This is a genomic window from Prevotella sp. P4-51, from assembly GCF_002251455.1.
In the GTDB taxonomy this organism is placed as follows: domain Bacteria; phylum Bacteroidota; class Bacteroidia; order Bacteroidales; family Bacteroidaceae; genus Prevotella.
Genome location: NZ_NPJM01000069.1, coordinates 59,440 through 76,968 on the forward strand (window position 1 = coordinate 59,440; position 17,529 = coordinate 76,968).

General features: G+C 57.1%; 11 protein-coding genes. 2 read left to right on the forward strand and 9 right to left on the reverse strand.

Going from position 1 to position 17,529, the window contains the following annotated elements:
• Positions 1 to 304 precede the first annotated feature (304 nt).
• The 8 genes from CIK94_RS12875 to CIK94_RS12910 all read right to left on the reverse strand — a co-directional run bounded on the left by CIK94_RS12875 (position 305) and on the right by CIK94_RS12910 (position 14,516).
• On the reverse strand, positions 305 to 2,644 hold the full coding sequence (locus CIK94_RS12875; protein WP_094423273.1) for a BamA/TamA family outer membrane protein: 2,340 nt from the start codon (positions 2,642 to 2,644) through the stop codon (positions 305 to 307).
• Positions 2,625 to 7,325, reverse strand: a complete 4,701-nt coding sequence (locus tag CIK94_RS12880; RefSeq protein ID WP_094423274.1) for a translocation/assembly module TamB domain-containing protein — start codon at positions 7,323 to 7,325, stop codon at positions 2,625 to 2,627. The genes CIK94_RS12875 and CIK94_RS12880 overlap by 20 nt, the downstream gene beginning before the upstream one ends.
• Positions 7,326 to 7,501: 176 nt before the next feature.
• Positions 7,502 to 8,398, reverse strand: a complete 897-nt coding sequence (locus tag CIK94_RS12885) for a DMT family transporter (protein ID WP_094386310.1) — start codon at positions 8,396 to 8,398, stop codon at positions 7,502 to 7,504.
• A gap of 48 nt (positions 8,399 to 8,446) precedes the next feature.
• Positions 8,447 to 8,743 (reverse strand): hypothetical protein, encoded by a 297-nt coding sequence (locus CIK94_RS14205; protein WP_144008410.1) that lies wholly within the window; start codon positions 8,741 to 8,743, stop codon positions 8,447 to 8,449.
• A 136-nt stretch (positions 8,744 to 8,879) separates the two neighbouring features.
• Positions 8,880 to 10,742 (reverse strand): DUF349 domain-containing protein, encoded by a 1,863-nt coding sequence (locus tag CIK94_RS12895; RefSeq protein WP_094423276.1) that lies wholly within the window; start codon positions 10,740 to 10,742, stop codon positions 8,880 to 8,882.
• A 118-nt stretch (positions 10,743 to 10,860) separates the two neighbouring features.
• Entirely contained in the window at positions 10,861 to 11,787 is a 927-nt protein-coding gene (locus CIK94_RS12900) for a magnesium transporter CorA family protein (protein WP_022310858.1), read from the reverse strand.
• 260 nt (positions 11,788 to 12,047) lie between these two features.
• Positions 12,048 to 13,505 (reverse strand): aminoacyl-histidine dipeptidase, encoded by a 1,458-nt coding sequence (locus CIK94_RS12905; RefSeq protein WP_094423277.1) that lies wholly within the window; start codon positions 13,503 to 13,505, stop codon positions 12,048 to 12,050.
• A 12-nt stretch (positions 13,506 to 13,517) separates the two neighbouring features.
• The gene (locus tag CIK94_RS12910) at positions 13,518 to 14,516 is read right to left on the reverse strand and encodes a lysylphosphatidylglycerol synthase transmembrane domain-containing protein (RefSeq protein ID WP_094386318.1); all 999 of its coding nucleotides are present in this window, start codon (positions 14,514 to 14,516) and stop codon (positions 13,518 to 13,520) included.
• A gap of 501 nt (positions 14,517 to 15,017) precedes the next feature.
• Between CIK94_RS12910 and CIK94_RS12925 the strand changes: the two genes are divergently transcribed.
• Positions 15,018 to 16,049 (forward strand): hypothetical protein, encoded by a 1,032-nt coding sequence (locus tag CIK94_RS12925; RefSeq protein ID WP_094387787.1) that lies wholly within the window; start codon positions 15,018 to 15,020, stop codon positions 16,047 to 16,049.
• A 36-nt stretch (positions 16,050 to 16,085) separates the two neighbouring features.
• Here the strand turns inward: CIK94_RS12925 and CIK94_RS12930 are convergent, their stop codons facing one another.
• Positions 16,086 to 17,129 carry a porin gene (locus tag CIK94_RS12930; protein WP_022310853.1) on the reverse strand — a complete coding sequence of 348 codons (1,044 nt, stop codon included), beginning with the start codon at positions 17,127 to 17,129 and terminating at the stop codon, positions 16,086 to 16,088.
• A 58-nt stretch (positions 17,130 to 17,187) separates the two neighbouring features.
• Here CIK94_RS12930 and CIK94_RS14510 point away from each other — a divergent pair, with 58 nt between their 5' ends.
• On the forward strand, positions 17,188 to 17,337 hold the full coding sequence (locus CIK94_RS14510) for a hypothetical protein (RefSeq protein ID WP_158216582.1): 150 nt from the start codon (positions 17,188 to 17,190) through the stop codon (positions 17,335 to 17,337).
• Positions 17,338 to 17,529: the final 192 nt, after the last annotated feature.

Consider the following 17,529-nt stretch of genomic DNA (forward strand, 5'->3'; position numbering starts at 1 on the left):
CAAATTTTTCTCTGATTATTTTCAAAAAAATATTGATGGCGGTGTTGCTGGCGATGATGATTGATAGTCATATAGTTGAGAGTATATCCCGTATGCAGCCATACCCATGAGGCGTCACTGGTTTGCACAATTATTGCGCAAGTCGGTGACGCCTCAGGTGGCAACTGCCGTCGTGTGGCAGGTAGGGGCTGTATGCCCTATGGTTGTCTTGGGATGCCATCTCTATCCTCTGGCGGTGGCAGATTGATGGCGACGGGCTGTAGAGTGGTGGGGTTGCTGACGAGTGAGGTGAATAATGTGACCATTAGAACGGATAACCCACCGCCAGATGGAGGCTCTGCGCATCGGCAAAGCTGCTGACATTATAGAAACCGCTCTTGCCAGTGTCGTAGGGCACGTGGAGACCTATACCCCAGTCTACGCGCAGCACGAAGATGCCCACATCGTAGCGCAGACCCACACCGGTGCCCACAGCCATCTGCGAGAAGAGGTTGCGGGCTTCAAACTTGCTGCCGGGGCGATTGCTGCTGTCGCGCAGTGACCACACGTTGCCGGCGTCGAGGAAGAGGGCGCCGTAGAGCGAGCCCCAGAGCTGCGGGCGGTATTCGAGGTTGCCCAGTATCTTCAGGTCGCCCGTCTGCTCGATGTACGAGAGCTTGGCGTCGCTGGGATGGTAACGGCCTGGGCCGATGCTGCGCACGTTGAAGGCACGCACGCTGTTGGCACCGCCTATATAGAACTGCTCATAATAGGGCGCACTCTGCGCGTTGCCATAACTGATTACGGCGCCGGCATTGACGTGGCCCAGCAGCGACGACTTGTCGGTGACGCGCCACTTCTTGACAAAATCGGTCTGGAGCTTGACAAACTGGGCGAAGGGGTTTTTGAACATCGTCTTGTTGCGCTCGGCCCATCGTTCGCCCATCATGGTATACGCCGCAGCCAGCAGGTTGCCCGCCTCGCTGGCAGTTATCTCCCAGCTGATGGGGTGGCGCATCGTAGAAGGGCTGTTGTAGGTATAGGTATAGGACATCTTGGGCACAAACTGGTCGCGCATGGACACGCTGAGATACGGGTTGCGCTCCAGCAGGTCGATAAACGCCTGGGTCTGACGCTGCATGTACTCATAGGACAGTATGAGCGGGCTGAACTGATGGCGTGACTGTGGCGACGACTGGAACGCGTAGGTAAGTTCGCCCGAGAGCACGTGGCGCTTGAAGTACCCGCCACGGTGGAGCACGTTCTTGGACGCCTTGATGGTGGTAGTGGGCACACCGTAGCGATACCAGCGTCCGATGCGGCGCATGCGCATCTTGTTGGGAGTGAAGAGGCTGCGCAGGGTGAGCATGCGGGGGAAGACCAGAGCCACGTCGCCGCCATATTCATACGACTTGATGCCGCTCTGGCTGCCCTCGGCGCTGTGTCCTGTCTGCATCTCGTAGGAGCCGTGGATATTGATGTCGAGGCGCTCGCCGCCGCGGAAGGCGTTGCGCTTGACGAGACCAGCCACCAGCTCGGGTCCCATGCGTCCGGTGGTCTTGCCCTTGGCGTTGGCTTCGATGTAGAAGTCGTAGGGCTTGTCCATCACCAGGTCGAGCTGCAGGTCGAGGGTGTCGTTGTCGCGTGGCGTAAATCTGAGGGTGCTGTAGCTGAAGAGTCCCGTGTTCTGGATGGCCTTCATCGTCTGTGCCTCGTCGTCGCTGCTGTAGAGTCTGCCGTGGCGCAGCTTGACATCGTGCAGTATGGCACCGAGACGCACGGGCGAGCGGCGTCCGTTGAAGCGTGCGGTGAGGTGGCGGAAGTGGATGGAGTCTTGCAGCACGTCGCCAAACTGTCGGCGGAAGTCGATGCCGATGTTGCCGATGTGCCATTGCTGCATCACCTGCGGCGACAGACTGTCGGCCAGCTGCAGTCTTACGTCGACCTGGCCCGGCTTGTTGATGGTGTCAGCCAGATAGGTGGCGTAGCCGGGCTGATAGTAATAGTAGCCGTGGGTGCGGAAGAGGGTGCTGAGCCGCTGGCGTTCCTGGTCGAGCGAAGCCACGCTGAAGGGGTTGCCCCTGCCTATGAGCGCCTGGTCGTCGGCGCTGTGGAGCAGGCTGTCGGCATGGGTGGGGAAGCCCACATACTGGATAGAGTCGTAGCGCCACAGACGACCCATATCCACCGTGTAGGCCACCTTGGCCTTCTTGGGGTTGGAGCCGGTAATCTCCTGGGCGCTGACATGACTGTTGAAGTAACCGTACTTCTTCAGTTGGTTCTCGGCCACCGACACGCGCAGGGCGGGGTTGACCTCGCTCATCAGCTTGGGCTTGGTTCCGAAGGCGCGCGTAATCCACCGCGCCAAGGGCGAGCTGCTCTGCGAGAAGGCGTTCCATACCCACAGCTTGGGTTGGAACGGCGAGCGGTAGTAGCTGCTGCCAAAGAGGGCGCCGTTGGGCGTAGAGGCAAGCACCGACTCCATCTCTATCTTGGTGTCTTCGGCATGCTGGCACGGCTCGTAGTTGGTATACTCGATAGGCTTGAGCCCGGTGAAGAGCTGTTCGCCCTCGGGCAGCGCCCGGGTGGTGGAGCAGCCAGCCGCCATCAGTGCCGCCACAGCCAGCGCCATGCCGACGGTCATCTTATTTCTTGTCTTTCTCATTGTCTTCCTGATTAGTGGGTTGAGGGGGTGTGGGTTGCTTGCCGTCGGTCTGCTTGGGGGCGGGGGCGGGCATGGTCTCCTTCTTGTCGAGGAAGAAGATGTCGCGGAAATGGCGCAGCTTGCGCTTCCATACGAAGCCTACGCCATACTCACCCAGCGGGCCTTCGAGCCAGTCGTACTTGTTGTTGTCGTAGAACACGCGCAGATACTTGCTGGCATTGCGGTCCAGGCGGTATTCGAGCTCTACCTTGTTGAAGAACATATCGTTGTTGCCCTGCTGCATGTCGATGTCGGCGCCGGTCGACACTTTTCCGCCCACGTTGACGCTGAAGCGGTTGTTCCACAGACGCTTGGAGAACTTGAAATTGTAGTCGGTGTGCATGCCGTCCGATGTGTTGGTGTTGTCGATGCTCATGCCGAGATCGAGTCCCATCGAGCGCATCGCCTTGCCAGCCACATTGTTGATTTCGTTCTGGAGGAACGACGACAGGGCGTTGTTCATCGTAAACTGGTTGGTGTTGCCGTCGGTGAGATACATGCCCGAGGCGAGCATGGTCACCGCCACCTTGCTGCGACCCTCGGTGGTGAGCGTCTTGAGCTGGTCGCTGATGGTCATGTCGTTAGGGGCGTCGATAATGAACTCGAGGCCCAGATTGCTGAGCGTCTGGGTGAGCTTGACACCACAGTCAAAGTCTACGGCACGGCTGCTGCTGCCCTCGCTTACGGTGGTCTTGACGCTCTCGGTAGCGGTGATGTGCAGTTGCGGGTTCATGGGGTCGCCCGTGAACTCGATGTAGCTGCCATCCTGTATGGCAAAGGTCTTGAGCGGGATGATGGGGAGCGAGTATTTCATCTCGCCGCTGTAGAGGGTGTAGCGGCCGGTGAGGGTGAGCTCGTCGGTGGGGTTGTAGCCCATGCGCAGGTCGCCGCCGCCTATCAGAGAGATGTAGTTGGAGTGGTCGGCGTTGAGCATGCACATGATGTGGGCCGACTCGTCGACCGACATGCTCAGCTGCATATCCAGGCCGCGAATGGCGGGGCGCTGCACGGGCTCTGACTTGGTGGTGTCGCGGAAGTTGGTAAACTGCACCAGCTCGTCGAGCTGCGTGTCGGCGGTGAGTTCGGCGTCGCGCATCACGTAGGTCATATCGGTGTTGCCCAGTACGTCGAGCTTGCCGCGCATGCGCAGGTTGTCTACCGGGCCGTTCATCATGCCGTAGAAGTTGACGAAGGCCTTGCCGTAGGCTTCAGACCTGGCGTTCTCCTTGGCGTCGATAATCTTGAAGTTTTCGGCGCGCATACGGATATCGAGCATCATGTTGCCGAGGTCGGTAAAGTCGAGATTGCCCGAGATGTTGAGCGGCGCGTCGTTGTTGGCAAACATCTCAAAGTTTTCAAACAGGAGCCGGCTGCCGACGATGCGCACGGGGTCGTCGGCAAAGCGCATCTGCACGCCATAAGGTTCGCTGAAGAGGTAGGTAGAGTCGAGATATACCTCGCCATCGACGATGGGGCTGTCGAGCTGGCCGCGCACGGAGAGGGTGCCGTCGCCATAGCCGCGCAGACCGATGAGGCGGTCGGGGATGAAGCCGTTGACGAGCTGCATAGGCATACGCTGCAGACCCATGGTGGCATCGAGCCATCCGTCGCCCTCCGACTTGTACGTACCCTGTATGGTGCCCACCTCGTTGCCGTTGCAGAGCAGCATGCCGTCGACATAATGAGAGCCGTCGTTCTTGGGCATGTAGACAAACTCGCTGCCGAGATTGCCCATGTCGCACTTCTCGTACTTCATGTTGTCGACCGTCACGGCAGAAGATACCGACAGCTCGGTTTCGGTCTTGACGATGTGGAAGTCGCCGTTCATCATGCCCTCAATGTCGGGCATATAGGGGATGACCGAGAGCACCTTGTGCAGGTCAAACTTGGCGAGCGAGAGCGTGAGGTCCTGCTGGGCGTCACTGTTGGTGTCGTCTGAGTAGAGCTGCACACCCATGCCGTCGGCAGCGGTGAGCTTGAGGTTGGCCTTTATGCGCTCATTGTCGCCAAAGAGTATAAAGTTGTCCTTGTTGGCAGCAAACTGCTTGTAGCCCAGCACGGGCGGCTCGCCATAGAGGTGCAGCAGTATGCCCTCGGTCTGCATGGCGGCAGCCAGTCCGAACCGCAGTCCGAGCCGGTTGCGGGCATCGAAGACCTGGGCGGCGGCATAGGCGCCACGCTCAAACACGCCGCCATTGAGCAGCGCCGTGAAGGTGTAGTCGGGGTTGCGCTTGTTGTTGCTTATCCGCGCCTGGTAGCGGGTGCGCACCGAGTCGCTCGTCACCGCCACCCTCACGGTGTCTATCAGGAATTTGGCAGCCACCACCGAGTCGGCGTCTATGTGTCCGTTTATGCCCTGTACAGGCGAACAGTTTACGTCGACCAGCAGCCTTGCGGTCTCGTAGCCCTTCCACTTGAGGAAGCGCGAGAAGGCGTTGTTGCGCCCGCTGCTGAGGAAGATGCGCGCCTCGGGCAGCTGCTGGCGCAGGCGCACTTGGTCGATGTATCTCTCACGGGTCTGGCGTTGCATCTCCTGGCTTACCAGTTGGATATGATGCAGCAGCACGTTGTAGTCGCCACACGCGTCGGCATCGAGTCTGAAGTCGCCGCTGCTGATGAGCGCATGGGTGGTGTCGCGGGTGGCGAGCACGTCGAAGTCTATGTCTTCGGGGCGGAAGGTATGGTTTCTGGAGTGGATGCGTATCTCGCCCACGTTGCCCAGGATGCTGAGATGGTCTTTGAGATTGGTGTTGATGTCGATGTGGGAGCATACGCCCAGGTCGAGGGCATTGTCGGCGATGCCCAGACGGTGCAGGTCGGCCTTGTCGAGGTCGCAGGCAAAGGTGCCACGGATGCGGCTGCCGTTGGCGATGCCGGCAAACGACAGCTGGCCGTCGAAGAGGGGATTGTTGCCGGCGGCGTTGAGGTGGATGTGGCCTCCCGCCATGTCGATGGTGGCGTGGGTGTCGCCGATGCGCTGTCCAGCCACGTCTATCTGGCCCAGCTCGGCGCGCGCCTGCAGTCGGGTGCGCGGACTGAGCATGTCGGTGCCCGTGCCCCGTGCCGTCAGCGAGCCGGTGAGGGTGCCTACGCCCGCTGAAGGTACAAAGTGTGCCACCTGCAACCCACGTGCTGCCATCCGTGCGCTGTATGCCATGCGCCGTGTGTCTATCTCTGCCTTGCCCTTGAGCGCTCCACGGCCCTCGGTCATGTCGAGGGTGGCGGCATAGTGGGGGCCGTCGGCGGTGATGTGGCTCTGCAGCCGCACGCCGCTGGGGATGCGTATCTGCCGTGCCACTGCGGGCGCGAGGGCTTGGGTGATGAAGTTGAGCTGGTGGGTCTGGGCCTTGACCTTGATGTCGGCGCTGAGACGGTCGGTGTCGTTGAGGTTGCCCACAAATCCGTTGGCACTCAGGTCGACCACTGTGGGCCACGTGATGTCCATGCGAGAGAGGCGCGCCTTCTGCATGTTGCCGCTCATGGCCATACTGATGTTGACTGGATGGTCGGGCAGACTGCGCAGCAGCGCCTTGGGCATCAGCGACGATGCGCCACAGACGATGTCGCCACGGCCAAGCGAGGCACGCAGGTCTATGTTCATCTTGCCGGGATGGCGGCTGTCAAAGGCGTTGAAGGCCATATCCACGCGCCCCTTGACGCTGGAGTGGGTGGTGGTGAGGGCGAGAGTGGGGAGGTGCATCGTCAGCGAGTCGATGGCTATGCGCGTGGCGAGCGAGGTAAGGCTGAGCCCGCTCTTTTCGGCAAATGCCGCGCTGCGCACTACCGCCTCGATGCGTGGAGCGCAGTAGAAGACCGAGTCTACAGCCAACGACAGATGGCTGAGGGCGAGGTGGTTGTAGTCGAGCCCCTCGACGGGGTCTATGGCGCGGTTGTCATAGCTCACGCCACTGTCGTCGAGGCTGAGGCTGCCCACACGGTAGAGGCCCTTGCCCAGGTCCAAGTAGCCCTGGCGCGCCTTGAGAGCGGTAATCTGTGCCCCTATGCGCAGGGTGTCGCCGGGCATGTGCAGGGTAAGCGCCGAGCGGTTGATGTCGAGTTTCTCCACGGCAATCTTCCACACATTGGCCGACGGTGTGGTGTCGGGCGGCACGGTGTCGCTCAGCTCGATGTCGAGCAGGGCGCCGTCGAGCAGGGCGCGGTCTATCCTCATGTCGCTCCGGCAGAGGTCTACGCCATGGGAAGCCAGGGTGAGGGCGCCGATGCGTCCGCTCACCCGCGCCTCGTGTATCAGGGTGCCGGTGTTGAGCAGCATCTTCTCGAGCGCCAGTTCATCTACATTGACCACACCCGTGAGCAGCGGCCAGAACTGCACATCGACCACGGCGCGGTGGATGTAAGCTATGGTGTCGGCGGCTTGGGTCGAGTCGTTGGGCTGTACCACGTGTATGCCCTTGGCTTCGAGGTCGAGGGGGAATGCCAGCTGCACATGGTCGATGCCGATGTCCATGCCCGTAGCCTCGGAGGCGTAGGCAGAGACCTGGCGCACCGCCCAGTTCTGTACGGGTGGCAGGTAGAGTAGTATGGTGATGAGCAACAGCAGTGCCAGCAGCGAGGCGACGGCTATCCCCGTCGCGCGCAGCACCCGCCGTGTGTAGTGTTTCAGTGTATCTGCGTGAGTCATACTTCTTGTTTGTTGAAATTCTGTGAAAGCAGTCGCCGTAGTGGCTTCTTTCGCATTGACAGACAACCTATCAAATTACAAAATTAGGTATTTTTTTCCTAATCATAGGCCCTTTGCCGCCGAAAATGTTGGCGATGATGGAGATTGGGGCTGTCGCGAAGGTAAAAAAGCGGGCGTCAGTTGTTGGTCTTGGTGCTGCGGTCGGCGACAAACATGCCCAACAGGATGCAGGTGGCTCCGGCGAGGAAGTAGGGAGTAATCTTCTCACCCAGCACCCACGAGGCGAAAATCATGGTGGTGATGGGGTTGAAGTATACCCAGTTGGTGGCTTTCACCGCGCCCAGCTTGGAGATGCACCAGTTCCAGGTGAGAAAGCAAATCATCGACGCCAGACAGCCCAGGAATGCCAGGTTGCCCATTACCACGGGTTTGGTGAGCACGGCAGCGGTGGGGAGCGTGGGGTAGAATATATAATAAGGTAATATGGTCAGCACGCCGTAGAAGAAGACCTTGCGGGTGATGAAGGCGGCACCATACTTGGCTGATACCCACTTCATGAGCAGCGAGTAGACCGACCAGCTCAGACAGGCGGTAAACGCCAGCGCGTCGCCAAGGGGCGAGAGGTGGAGCACAAAGCGCCCGTTGAGCACCACGATGACCATGCCGGCAAAGGCGAGCAGCGAACCGCCCAACTGCATCATGCTGATGCGCGTAGTGGAACGGTAGACCAGCCTCACCAGCAGCGTGGCAAAGAGCGGACACGAGCACACGATGAGCGAGGTATTGGTGGTCGAGGTAAAGTTCATCGCCTCGTTTTCGCTGAGGAAGTAGAGCGAACCGCCGCTGATGCCGAGCAGCATCATCTTGAGTTCGTCGCGCCACGAGTCGGCCCACAGCCGTGAGTGATACACAGCGAGCATCATCACATAGGCGATGAGGAAGCGCAGCGTGAATATCTGCGCCGGCGAGAGCCCGTTGAGCATCAGTACCTTGGTAGATACGAAGGTGCAGCCCCATATCGCTACGGTGGCAAAGGCCACGAGGTGGTATATCCATGTGTTGTTGCGTGCCATGACTGTTAACGGTGTATGAATTGGTGTTGCAAAGTTACTTATTTCCCTTTAGGCAGACAAGCAAACCGCCCCTCTTTTTGCCGTGGCAGGATATAAGTGGGTGGCAGCAGGCGCCAGACCGCTGCCCATGACAATAAAACCACAACCGGTTGAACCCACCGCGAATGACATGCCCATAAAACCACAGCCCATGACAATAAAACCACAGCCCATGCCCATAAAGCCACAGCCCATGCCCATAAAGATGGTTTCGTGTCGTGAAATCGTCATTTCGTACCTTGCCACGATGATTTCACACCCCGCAATAGTCATTTCGCGCCCTGCAATCAGGATAGAGGACGTCACGGCGCTTGGGGCGGCAAGCCCCGACGGGTTGGGGTGGCGCCGCAGTCACTTCGCGGTGATGGCGGCACGTGGGGAAACAAAAATCCCTCTGCCAGGGTGGGGCAGAGGGATGGCGTATGTCAATCGTGTCTGACGGTTACTTGTTCTCGGCGTCGATGGCCTTAATCTTCTGACGGATAAGTTCGAGGTCGTCCTTCAGCTTGTTGACCTTGCGGTTCATCTCGTCTATCAGGCTGTTGCCCTTCTTGCTGCTGGCGTTGAGGAAGCCCAGGTTGTTCTCGTATGTCGTTATCTCCGACTTGAGCTGCTCGTATCTGCGCATGAGTCGTCCACGCTCATTGTCGAGCATATCTTCGCCCTGCTTGGCCATACTCTTGATGCTGGACTTGAAGTTGTCAAGCCGCTGCTTGCTGGCAGAGATGTTGAGCTGCTTGTAGAGGGCGTCGACCACCTTGTGGTATTCCTTGAAGAGCTTGTCTTTCTCCTTGAAGGGCACGTGGCCTATCTTGCCGTATTCGTCGATGAGCTGCTGGAGCGTGGCCTGCACGTTGTCGGCGGTGCTGTCGAGCAGTTCCTTGAGCTTGGCTATGATTTCCTTCTTGCGGTCCAGGTTCTGCTGTTCCTCGTTGCGTGTGCCGGCGGTGGCGGCATTGCGGGCTTCAAAGAACTTGTTGCAGGCGGCTACAAACTCGGCCCAGAGCTGGTCGCCCACCTTCTTGGGCACCATGCCGATGGTCTTCCACTCCTTCTGCAGCTTGATGAGCTTGTCGGAGGTGGCTTTCCAGTCGGTAGAGTCCATGAGGGCCTTGGCCTGTTCTACCATCTCCTTCTTCTTCTTGGTGTTCTCGGCGAATTTCTCCTTCAGAGTCTTGAAGAACTCAGCCTTGCGGCCGAAGAAGTCATCGCAGGCGGCGCGGAAGCGGTCGAATATCTTGACATTCATCTTCTGCGGAGCAAAGCCGATGGTCTTCCATTCGGTCTGGATGTCTATAATCTGCTTGGTGTGGTTCTCCCAGTCGGTGGCGTTCTTGTTTTCCTCCTTGGCAATGGCTTCCACCTTCTCGCAGAGTGCGGTCTTGCGTGTCAGGTTTTCCTCTTCCTTGGCGCGCAGCTCTTCGAAGTGCTGCTGGTGGCGCTTGTTGATGACGGTAGAGGCTGCCTTGAAGCGTGCCCAAATCTGCTCGCGCAGCTCCTTGGCCACGGGGCCTATCTCGCGATACTGCTGGTGGAGCTCCTGCAACTGATGGAAAGCGCTGACGGCATCGGGCTCGTCGGCGAGCTTCTCTGCAGCTTCGCAGAGCAGTGTCTTCTGCTCCAGGTTCTTCTTGAAATCATACTCGCGCAGCTCGCGGTTGAGGTTGAGCAGGTCATAATACTGCTCGACATAGAGCTGGTAGTTGCGCCACAGCTCGTTGGCCTTCTCGGCGGGCACTGCCTTGATGTCTTTCCATTCCTGCTGGAGCGCCTTGAAGTCGTTGTAAGACTTGTTGGCCTCTTCGGGTGATGTAGACATCATCTTTATCTTTTCTATGATCTGCTGTTTGCGCTGCAGATTTGCCTTCTTTTCCTCTTCCTGTTGCTGGAAAGCCTTGGCTCTCTTCTCTTTGATGAGTCCCATCTCGGCCTTGAACTGCTCCTCGCTGTCGTCGGTCTTCATCACGTAGGCTTCGGGGTCGCCACCGTTCTCGATGAATGTCTTCTGGTCGGCCTCGCGCTCGGCAAAGAGCAGCTTGTAGAACGCCGTCTTAAGATGGTCTACCTCGTCCTTGGCGGGAGTCTCGTCGCTGTGGGCCAGCTCCTTGACACGTTCGAGTACCTCGTGCTTGGAGGCATACATCTTCAGCGGTGCAGCCTCGGTATCGGGCTCGCTGTCCACTGCCGTTGTCGCGGGGGCATTGCCGGCTTCGGCCACGGTGTCGTTGTCTACGTTGGCAGGCTGGGCTGCCACTGCTTCTTCAGTAATGTCCTGTTTCAGGACGTTGTCTTGAGAGTCCATCATATCACTGTTTAGTTTATGATTATCGGTTTCCACTATATTTGTTATTATGTAGGTTGCAAACTTAATGAAAAAGTTCCTAATGACCTAACAAATATTAATATTTCTTATCGTTTTGGGGTTATAATAGTCGTTTGAAGCGCAATATCCACCACGTGAAGCCCGAAACGAGTATGGAAATGATGATGGCGATGATGAAGCCATAGGGGTAGTTTTCCATACCGTTGATGAGGTTCATTCCGAAGAGTGAAGATATCAGCGTGGGCAACATCATGACGATACTGATGGAGGTCAGCGTACGCATGGTGGTGTTCATGTTGTTGTTGATGATGCTCGAATAGGTGTCCATCGTCGACTCGAGGATGTCGGAGTAGATGTTGGTGGTCTCGCGTGCCTGCGACATCTCGATGTTGACATCTTCGATGAGGTCGGCGTCGAGCTCGTCGACCTGCAGCTTGAATTTCAGCTTGGACAGCAGCGTCTCGTTGCCTCGGATGGATGTGATGAAGTATGTAAGTGAGTCCTGGAGACGCGACAGGCCGATGAGGCTTTCATTGTTGACGCCATGGTCCAGGTTGTGCTTGGCCTTCTCAATGAGCAGACTTATCTGCTTAAGCCGCTTCAGATACCAGACGGCACTGGAGAGGAAGAGGCGGAAGATAAGGTCGACATAGTCGGTGAAACCCTGTCCGCGCTTCTGCTGGTAAGAGACGAAGTCAATCATCATGTTGGTCTCGTAATAGCACACGGTGATGGTCACATCGCGCTTGTGGATGATACCCAGTGGCACGGTGGTGTAGGGAGTGCGTGAGCGCACCTCCTTGACATAGGGAATACGCAGGATAATGAGCATCCATCCGTCGTCGTACTCATAGCGGGCACGCTCGTCGGTATCGCTGATGTCGGAAAGGAAATAATCGGGGATATTAAACCGCTGTTCCAGCTCTTGCTGGTCTTCATCGGTGGGACAGGTTACTTGTATCCAGCAGTTGGGCTGCCACTCCTTGATGGCAGTCAGATTCTTGTCTATATTCCAAAATGTCTTCATGTCGTTCGTCTCCGTGTTAATAAATGGGTAATGGGTCGGAGCATAGGCACATGAAGCTTACTCCGGCTTACAGATTAGAATTTTCCGCGTGATAATCGTCCATATAATGTTAATAATTGATTTGTTGTCTGCAAAAGTACTAAAATTCTCCGTAATGGAACGGCGTTTCTCGATTTTTTTCACTGTCGCCATCAAAAAAAGTGTGACAGGAACGGTCTGCTCCTGCCACACTTCAGTGGTTGTATGCCTGTTGGGGCTTGTTATTTCTCGGCTATCTGCTCCAGAGTTGCTGTCAGCAGCTTCCAGAAAGGAAGCATGGTTGATATCTGACAGCGCTCACCGGTAGTATGGGGTGAGCAGAGGGTTGGGCCAAGGCTCACAACGTCCATATTGGGATATTTGCCCAGGATGACAGAGCACTCCAGACCTGCGTGGTCTACCTGTACCAGTGCATCCTTGCCGTTCTGCTCCTTGTAAATCTTGCGCAGCAGGTTCAGGATTTCGCTGTCGGGGTTGGGGTCCCAGCCGCCGTAGTCGCCGCTGGTCTCTACCTTGATGCCGGCCATGTTGAAGCAACTCTGCAGCATGTTGACGGTGTACTCCTTCATGTCCTCGCGCGAGCTGCGAACCAGAATCTTGAACGAAGCCTTGCCTCCCTCGATGTCGATGATGGCGAGGTTGCTCGAGGTCTCTACCACGGTGGGGTAGACGGGTATCATGCGCACCACGCCGTCGTGGCAGGCGTAGATGACATCTATCAGGTTGTCCTGGATTTCTACAGGTACCTCGGTCTTGGGTGTCTCTACATCCTCGGTGTAGAGTTCGATATTGTTTTCGATGGTCTTGTACTCGTCTTCGAAGTCAGCCTTCCACTCGGCTACCAGTTCCTTGAGTGCCTCTACGTTCTCCTTGGGGAGGGTGAGCACGGTCTCGGCCTTGAAGGGGATGGCGTTGCGCATGTTGCCGCCATGCCATGTTGCCAGGCGTGCTTCACATTCCTCGATGGCTTCACGCACCAGGCGCACCATCAGCTTGTTGGCATTGGCGCGGCCCTCGTGAATCTCCAGTCCGGAGTGTCCGCCACGCAGACCCTTGAGGGTAATCTTTACCGCCACGTCTTCGGGGTCGGTCTCCACCTCCTTGTAGGCGAGAGAAGCGTCGATGTCTACGCCGCCAGCCGAGCCGATGACGAACTTGCCCCAGGCTTCAGAGTCGAGGTTAAGCAGGATATCGGCGTTGAGGATGCCCTCTTCCAGGTCGTTGGCGCCATACATGCCCGTCTCTTCGTCGGCGGTTATGAGCGCCTCGATGGGGCCGTGCTTCAGGTCTTTGGCTTCCATTACAGCCATGATGGCTGCGATGCCCAGACCGTTGTCTGCGCCCAGCGTGGTGCCTTTGGCCTTAATCCAGTCGCCGTCTATATAAGTCTCAATGGGGTCGGTCTCAAAGCAGTGCTGGCTGTCGGGCGCCTTCTGGGGCACCATGTCCATGTGGGCCTGCAACACTACTGTCTTGCGTGTCTCCATTCCTGGTGTAGCGGGCTTGCGCATGACGATGTTGTTGCCTTTGTCCTTGAAGGCTTCAACTCCGGCTTGTGCGGCGAAGTCCAGGAGAAACTGCTGTACTCGTTCCAGATGACCAGATGGACGGGGAACCTTGGTGAGGGCGTCGAAATGCTTCCAAACGCACTCGGGTGTCAAATTCTTAATCTCACTCATGATATTTTAGTGTTAAGTTGATTGTACAATGATACGTCGCCGGGTAAACATCAGCGCTATCCAGGCGTAAACTCCTATCAGCACGACGAGCAGGGTCTGCACCGAGTGGACGATGAGCACGAAGTAGAGTGCGTCGGTATCGGTTACGCCATAGAGGATGAGCATGGTCTTGACGGCGAAATGCCAGGGGCCGGCGCCGTTGGGCGTGGGCACGATTACTGCCACCGAGCCGACCACGAAGGTCACCAGCGCACACGAGATGCCCAGGTGTGAGGTGGCGTCGAAGCAGAAAAACGTCAGGTAGTAATGCAGGAAATAGCAGCCCCATATCGCCAGGGTGTAGACGATGAAGAGCACGCGGTGGTCCATCATGCGCAGCGACGTGATGCCTGTCCACATGTCGCTGATGGTATTCTTCACCTTATTATATATAGTATACTGACGCAGCAGTGCCAACGTGGAGATTATCGCCACCACGCCGCAGATGGCGGTGACGATGTAGCCCGTGGTCGAAAACTGGCAGAGCATGGTGTCAAGCCTTGTGCCGGTCTGGTTGAAGAAGGTATGGAAGATGGGGAACTGATAGAGGAAGGTGGCGAGTATCAGCAGACCGATAAAGAGCGTGTCGATGACGCGCTCGGTCAGCACCGTGCCCAAGGCTTTGGCAAACGACACGCCGTCGTAGCGCTTCAGCACGCCGCAGCGGGTAAACTCGCCGATGCGGGGTATGAGCAGGCTCAGCGCGTAGGACAGGAAGACCGAGTTGACGCTCGTGGAGTTGCGCGGATGCTCGCCCAAGGGGTCGAGAGCCAGCTTCCATCGCCAGCCACGGAATGCCTGTGCCAGTATGCCAAAGGGTAGCGACAGCAGCATCCATGTCCAGTCCATCTGATGCAGCATCACGTCGCCCAACTTGGCAAAGTCGAAGCCGCGGTACATCCAGTAAAGTATGGCCCCGCCCAAGATGAGCGAGAACAGTATCTTCAATATGTCACTACTTGTCTTCTTCAAAACCTCGTTATTTTTATTGCAAAGGTAGTGCAAGCTGAGAGAAATACAAAATAAAATTCCCTATTTTTTGTGTCCGACTTGCTGTATGATAAGTTATTCTGCAGGCCGACGGCGGTCATCTCCGCCCCGAGCGAGGTGGCAGCCGTGCTGACAAAGTCTAAAACCGGAGTAGGAGAGATGCTGTCTGTCTCCCTCGCTTGGCTCATTGTCGCCGCGTCATGAAGTGAAAGCAAATTGTATGAAGTATACGGCGCGAGCCAAGCGAGTAGTCTGTGCAATTCTCAAGTGTTTCAAGTTTTTTATGGTCGTTTATACTGGTTTGTTCTGTATGTCTGATGTCTTGGAGTGCTGCAAAATTAATCAAACGGTGGTTAAAAAGAAAACCATGATACCCTTAAAAATGGTCAAAATGATAGTTGAGGTCAAAAAAAGTGCCTTAAAAACAGTCAATGTCCGTAAAAATGTTTAATTTTGGGGACGCAAAAAACAATCGCAGTCACAATGAAACCCTTCTCAACCGACGACCGAGAGTCTGCCACTATCCGTAGCGGCATCAGCGGGCTTATGCATCGACGCGAGCCTTCCTATATCGGTCACCACCGCCTGGTTATCCTCTCAGTCTATTACATTGCCCTCGTCCTGCTGCTCTCGTCCAACATCCTGGGCATCTCGGGCGCCTTCCATCATTTCTTCAGCGTGAGCAATATGCTGCTGCTCGTCACGGCGAGTGTGGTGATGGCAGCCTATCTATGGCGCAGGATAGAGATAGTCACCACCCTGTCGCTGATGACCGTTGCCACCCAGCTCTCGCTGTCGGCCGATACGCTCTACAGCGCCTTCGAGCCGGCGATGGACCACAAGTATATGGTCATCATCATCAACATGCTGCTGCTCTCGGGCAATACCATCGTGGGGCTCTCCACCTATCTCACCCGCATCACCCAGGTCAATACCGCCATCATGTTTGTGACCTACACCGTGTGCATCATTACGACCAATAACTCCACGCTCATCGACTATTACTTCATGCTCTTTGTGGTGCTGGTGTTCTTCAGTTTTCTGGGCTTCCATATCGCCAAAAACGCCCGTCGCCTCCAGGTCGAGAACACCGAACTGCGGCGCGACGAAGCCGAACTGATGCAGATACTGCGCCTGAACAAGAAGCAGATTAGGGCCTATGTGCGACTGGCGTCAGACCGCTATGGCGCCGAGCATACCCGCAATCTGCTCGACATCCTGGGCGAGACTTCGCAGAAGAACCTCCTTGCCAACGTGGCTGAGTTCATGCGCATAAGCGATACCGAGAAGTCGCGCATCGACGAAATCTTCCCCGAGCTTACCACCTCCGAGAAATCCATCTGCCAGCTCATCCTCCGTGGCAAGAAGTTGGGCGACATCTGCAGTCTCCTCGGCAAGACCGAGAGCAATGTCAACACCCAGCGAGCCCACATCCGCCGCAAGCTGGGGCTCGCCACGACCGACAACCTGCGTGAGGCGCTCGAGGAGCGTATGGCCCGAGCGAGCGACCGTTAACACCCCGCGCCAGCCATCAGTCCCAGGCGTCAGCCGTTAGAAGTGGGTGACCACCTCTATGACTATCTTGTCGCGCTCGGAAGGCTTGGCGATGGCGCCTGTGGCGTAGAAATACTTCTCATAGTTGATGCGGATGTCGCTGACGAAGGGCTTGTCGAGGCTCAGCGTCACGCCACCCGTGACACGGCTGCGGCGGTAGTCGTTGACGATCAGGCTGCCGCCCTCGTCCTTTTTGCCGTCAAGATACCGGTGTCCGTCGCTGTGGTCGGTCATGTAGTCGTAGCGCAGCAGCGGCGAAATCTTGGTAAAACATCCTTTCTTCATCGCGATGTCGTAGTTGACGAAAGCATCTACGGCGTGTACCGGCTTGAAGGCCCCGTCGTCATAGTGCTTGTAGAGATATTCGGCCTCCACCACCCATCCGCGGCGGTGGAAGTTGAGTCCGGCGTCATACATCATGATGCCCGTCGCCTCGGGCTTGATTTTCTGTGCGCTCAGCACCACGTTGAGCCCCACGGGGAGCATCGCCTGCATCTTGGCAGAGAAGTTGATGCCCTTGGTCCAGTAGTCTTTCTGGTCGGTAAGTCCCGAGCCGTTGTACAGACCTGCCTCGATGACGACAGGGAAGCCCATCCTGAAGTTGTAGCCAGCCTTGGCACCCACATCGCGGATGTTGCCCACCTGCTTGGCGATAAACGACCTGTTGGCGAAGTACTGCTGGTGGGGCGAGCGGTGGGCGTCTATCGTGAACGGCACGCGCATCTGGCCTATCGTCAGTGCCCACCGGTCTGAGGGAGTGATGGTGGTATAGGCGTCGAGCATCTTGATTTTTCCCTCGTCGCAGAGGTCTATCTCCGCCTTGTACGACACCACCGGCGAGAGCGTGCCCGACACATTTACACGTGCCGTGCGCACCTGGAAACGGCCCTCCCCCTCGCTGGTCTGATATTCATACTTGGAGCGCAGGGTACCGCCAATCTTCATACTTCTTTTCTGGTTGTCTTGAGCCACGGCTTCTGCGGTGGCAGCCATGCCACATACCGCCGTGCATAGCGTAAATATGAGAAATTGCTTTGTCATAAGCGTTTTAGAATTTTGCGCAAAGTTACGACATGGTTGTTTCAGCCGTGTTACAACCATGTTGAAATGCAGTTTCAGCACCATGGCTGCCGTGAGCTTCGTCCCGACGGGGCGGGAGACCCACGATGGACCCGTGGCTGACACCATTACGCCTCTCCTGACCGGCGTTGGCGGCTCGTATCGTAAGTTACGTGCCCCCGTGCCGTAAGATACGTGGGCACGTAACAATAGGCACGAGCCTTCGTGACAGATGTTACGCGCCGGCAGAGGGCATCGGCAGGTCGCCGTCTGTGGCCTCTGCGGTGACGGGAAGATGCTCTGCGCCTTGCCTGGCGAGACATTGCCTTTGCCGGGGGCACCCCGGTGCTTCGCTCGTGCCCATAGAGCGGGGTAGAGGTGG

What these genes read in the sequence shown, in the direction of transcription:
- CIK94_RS12900 (WP_022310858.1), bottom strand. Translation starts at nt 11,787, where the DNA reads ATGAAGACATTTTGGAATATAGACAAGAATCTGACTGCCATCAAGGAG.
- CIK94_RS12930 (WP_022310853.1), bottom strand. Translation starts at nt 17,129, where the DNA reads ATGACAAAGCAATTTCTCATATTTACGCTATGCACGGCGGTATGTGGC.
- CIK94_RS12885 (WP_094386310.1), bottom strand. Translation starts at nt 8,398, where the DNA reads ATGGCACGCAACAACACATGGATATACCACCTCGTGGCCTTTGCCACC.
- CIK94_RS14510 (WP_158216582.1), top strand. Translation starts at nt 17,188, where the DNA reads ATGTTGAAATGCAGTTTCAGCACCATGGCTGCCGTGAGCTTCGTCCCG.
- CIK94_RS12905 (WP_094423277.1), bottom strand. Translation starts at nt 13,505, where the DNA reads ATGAGTGAGATTAAGAATTTGACACCCGAGTGCGTTTGGAAGCATTTC.
- CIK94_RS12895 (WP_094423276.1), bottom strand. Translation starts at nt 10,742, where the DNA reads ATGATGGACTCTCAAGACAACGTCCTGAAACAGGACATTACTGAAGAA.
- CIK94_RS12880 (WP_094423274.1), bottom strand. Translation starts at nt 7,325, where the DNA reads ATGACTCACGCAGATACACTGAAACACTACACACGGCGGGTGCTGCGC.
- CIK94_RS12925 (WP_094387787.1), top strand. Translation starts at nt 15,018, where the DNA reads ATGAAACCCTTCTCAACCGACGACCGAGAGTCTGCCACTATCCGTAGC.
- CIK94_RS12875 (WP_094423273.1), bottom strand. Translation starts at nt 2,644, where the DNA reads ATGAGAAAGACAAGAAATAAGATGACCGTCGGCATGGCGCTGGCTGTG.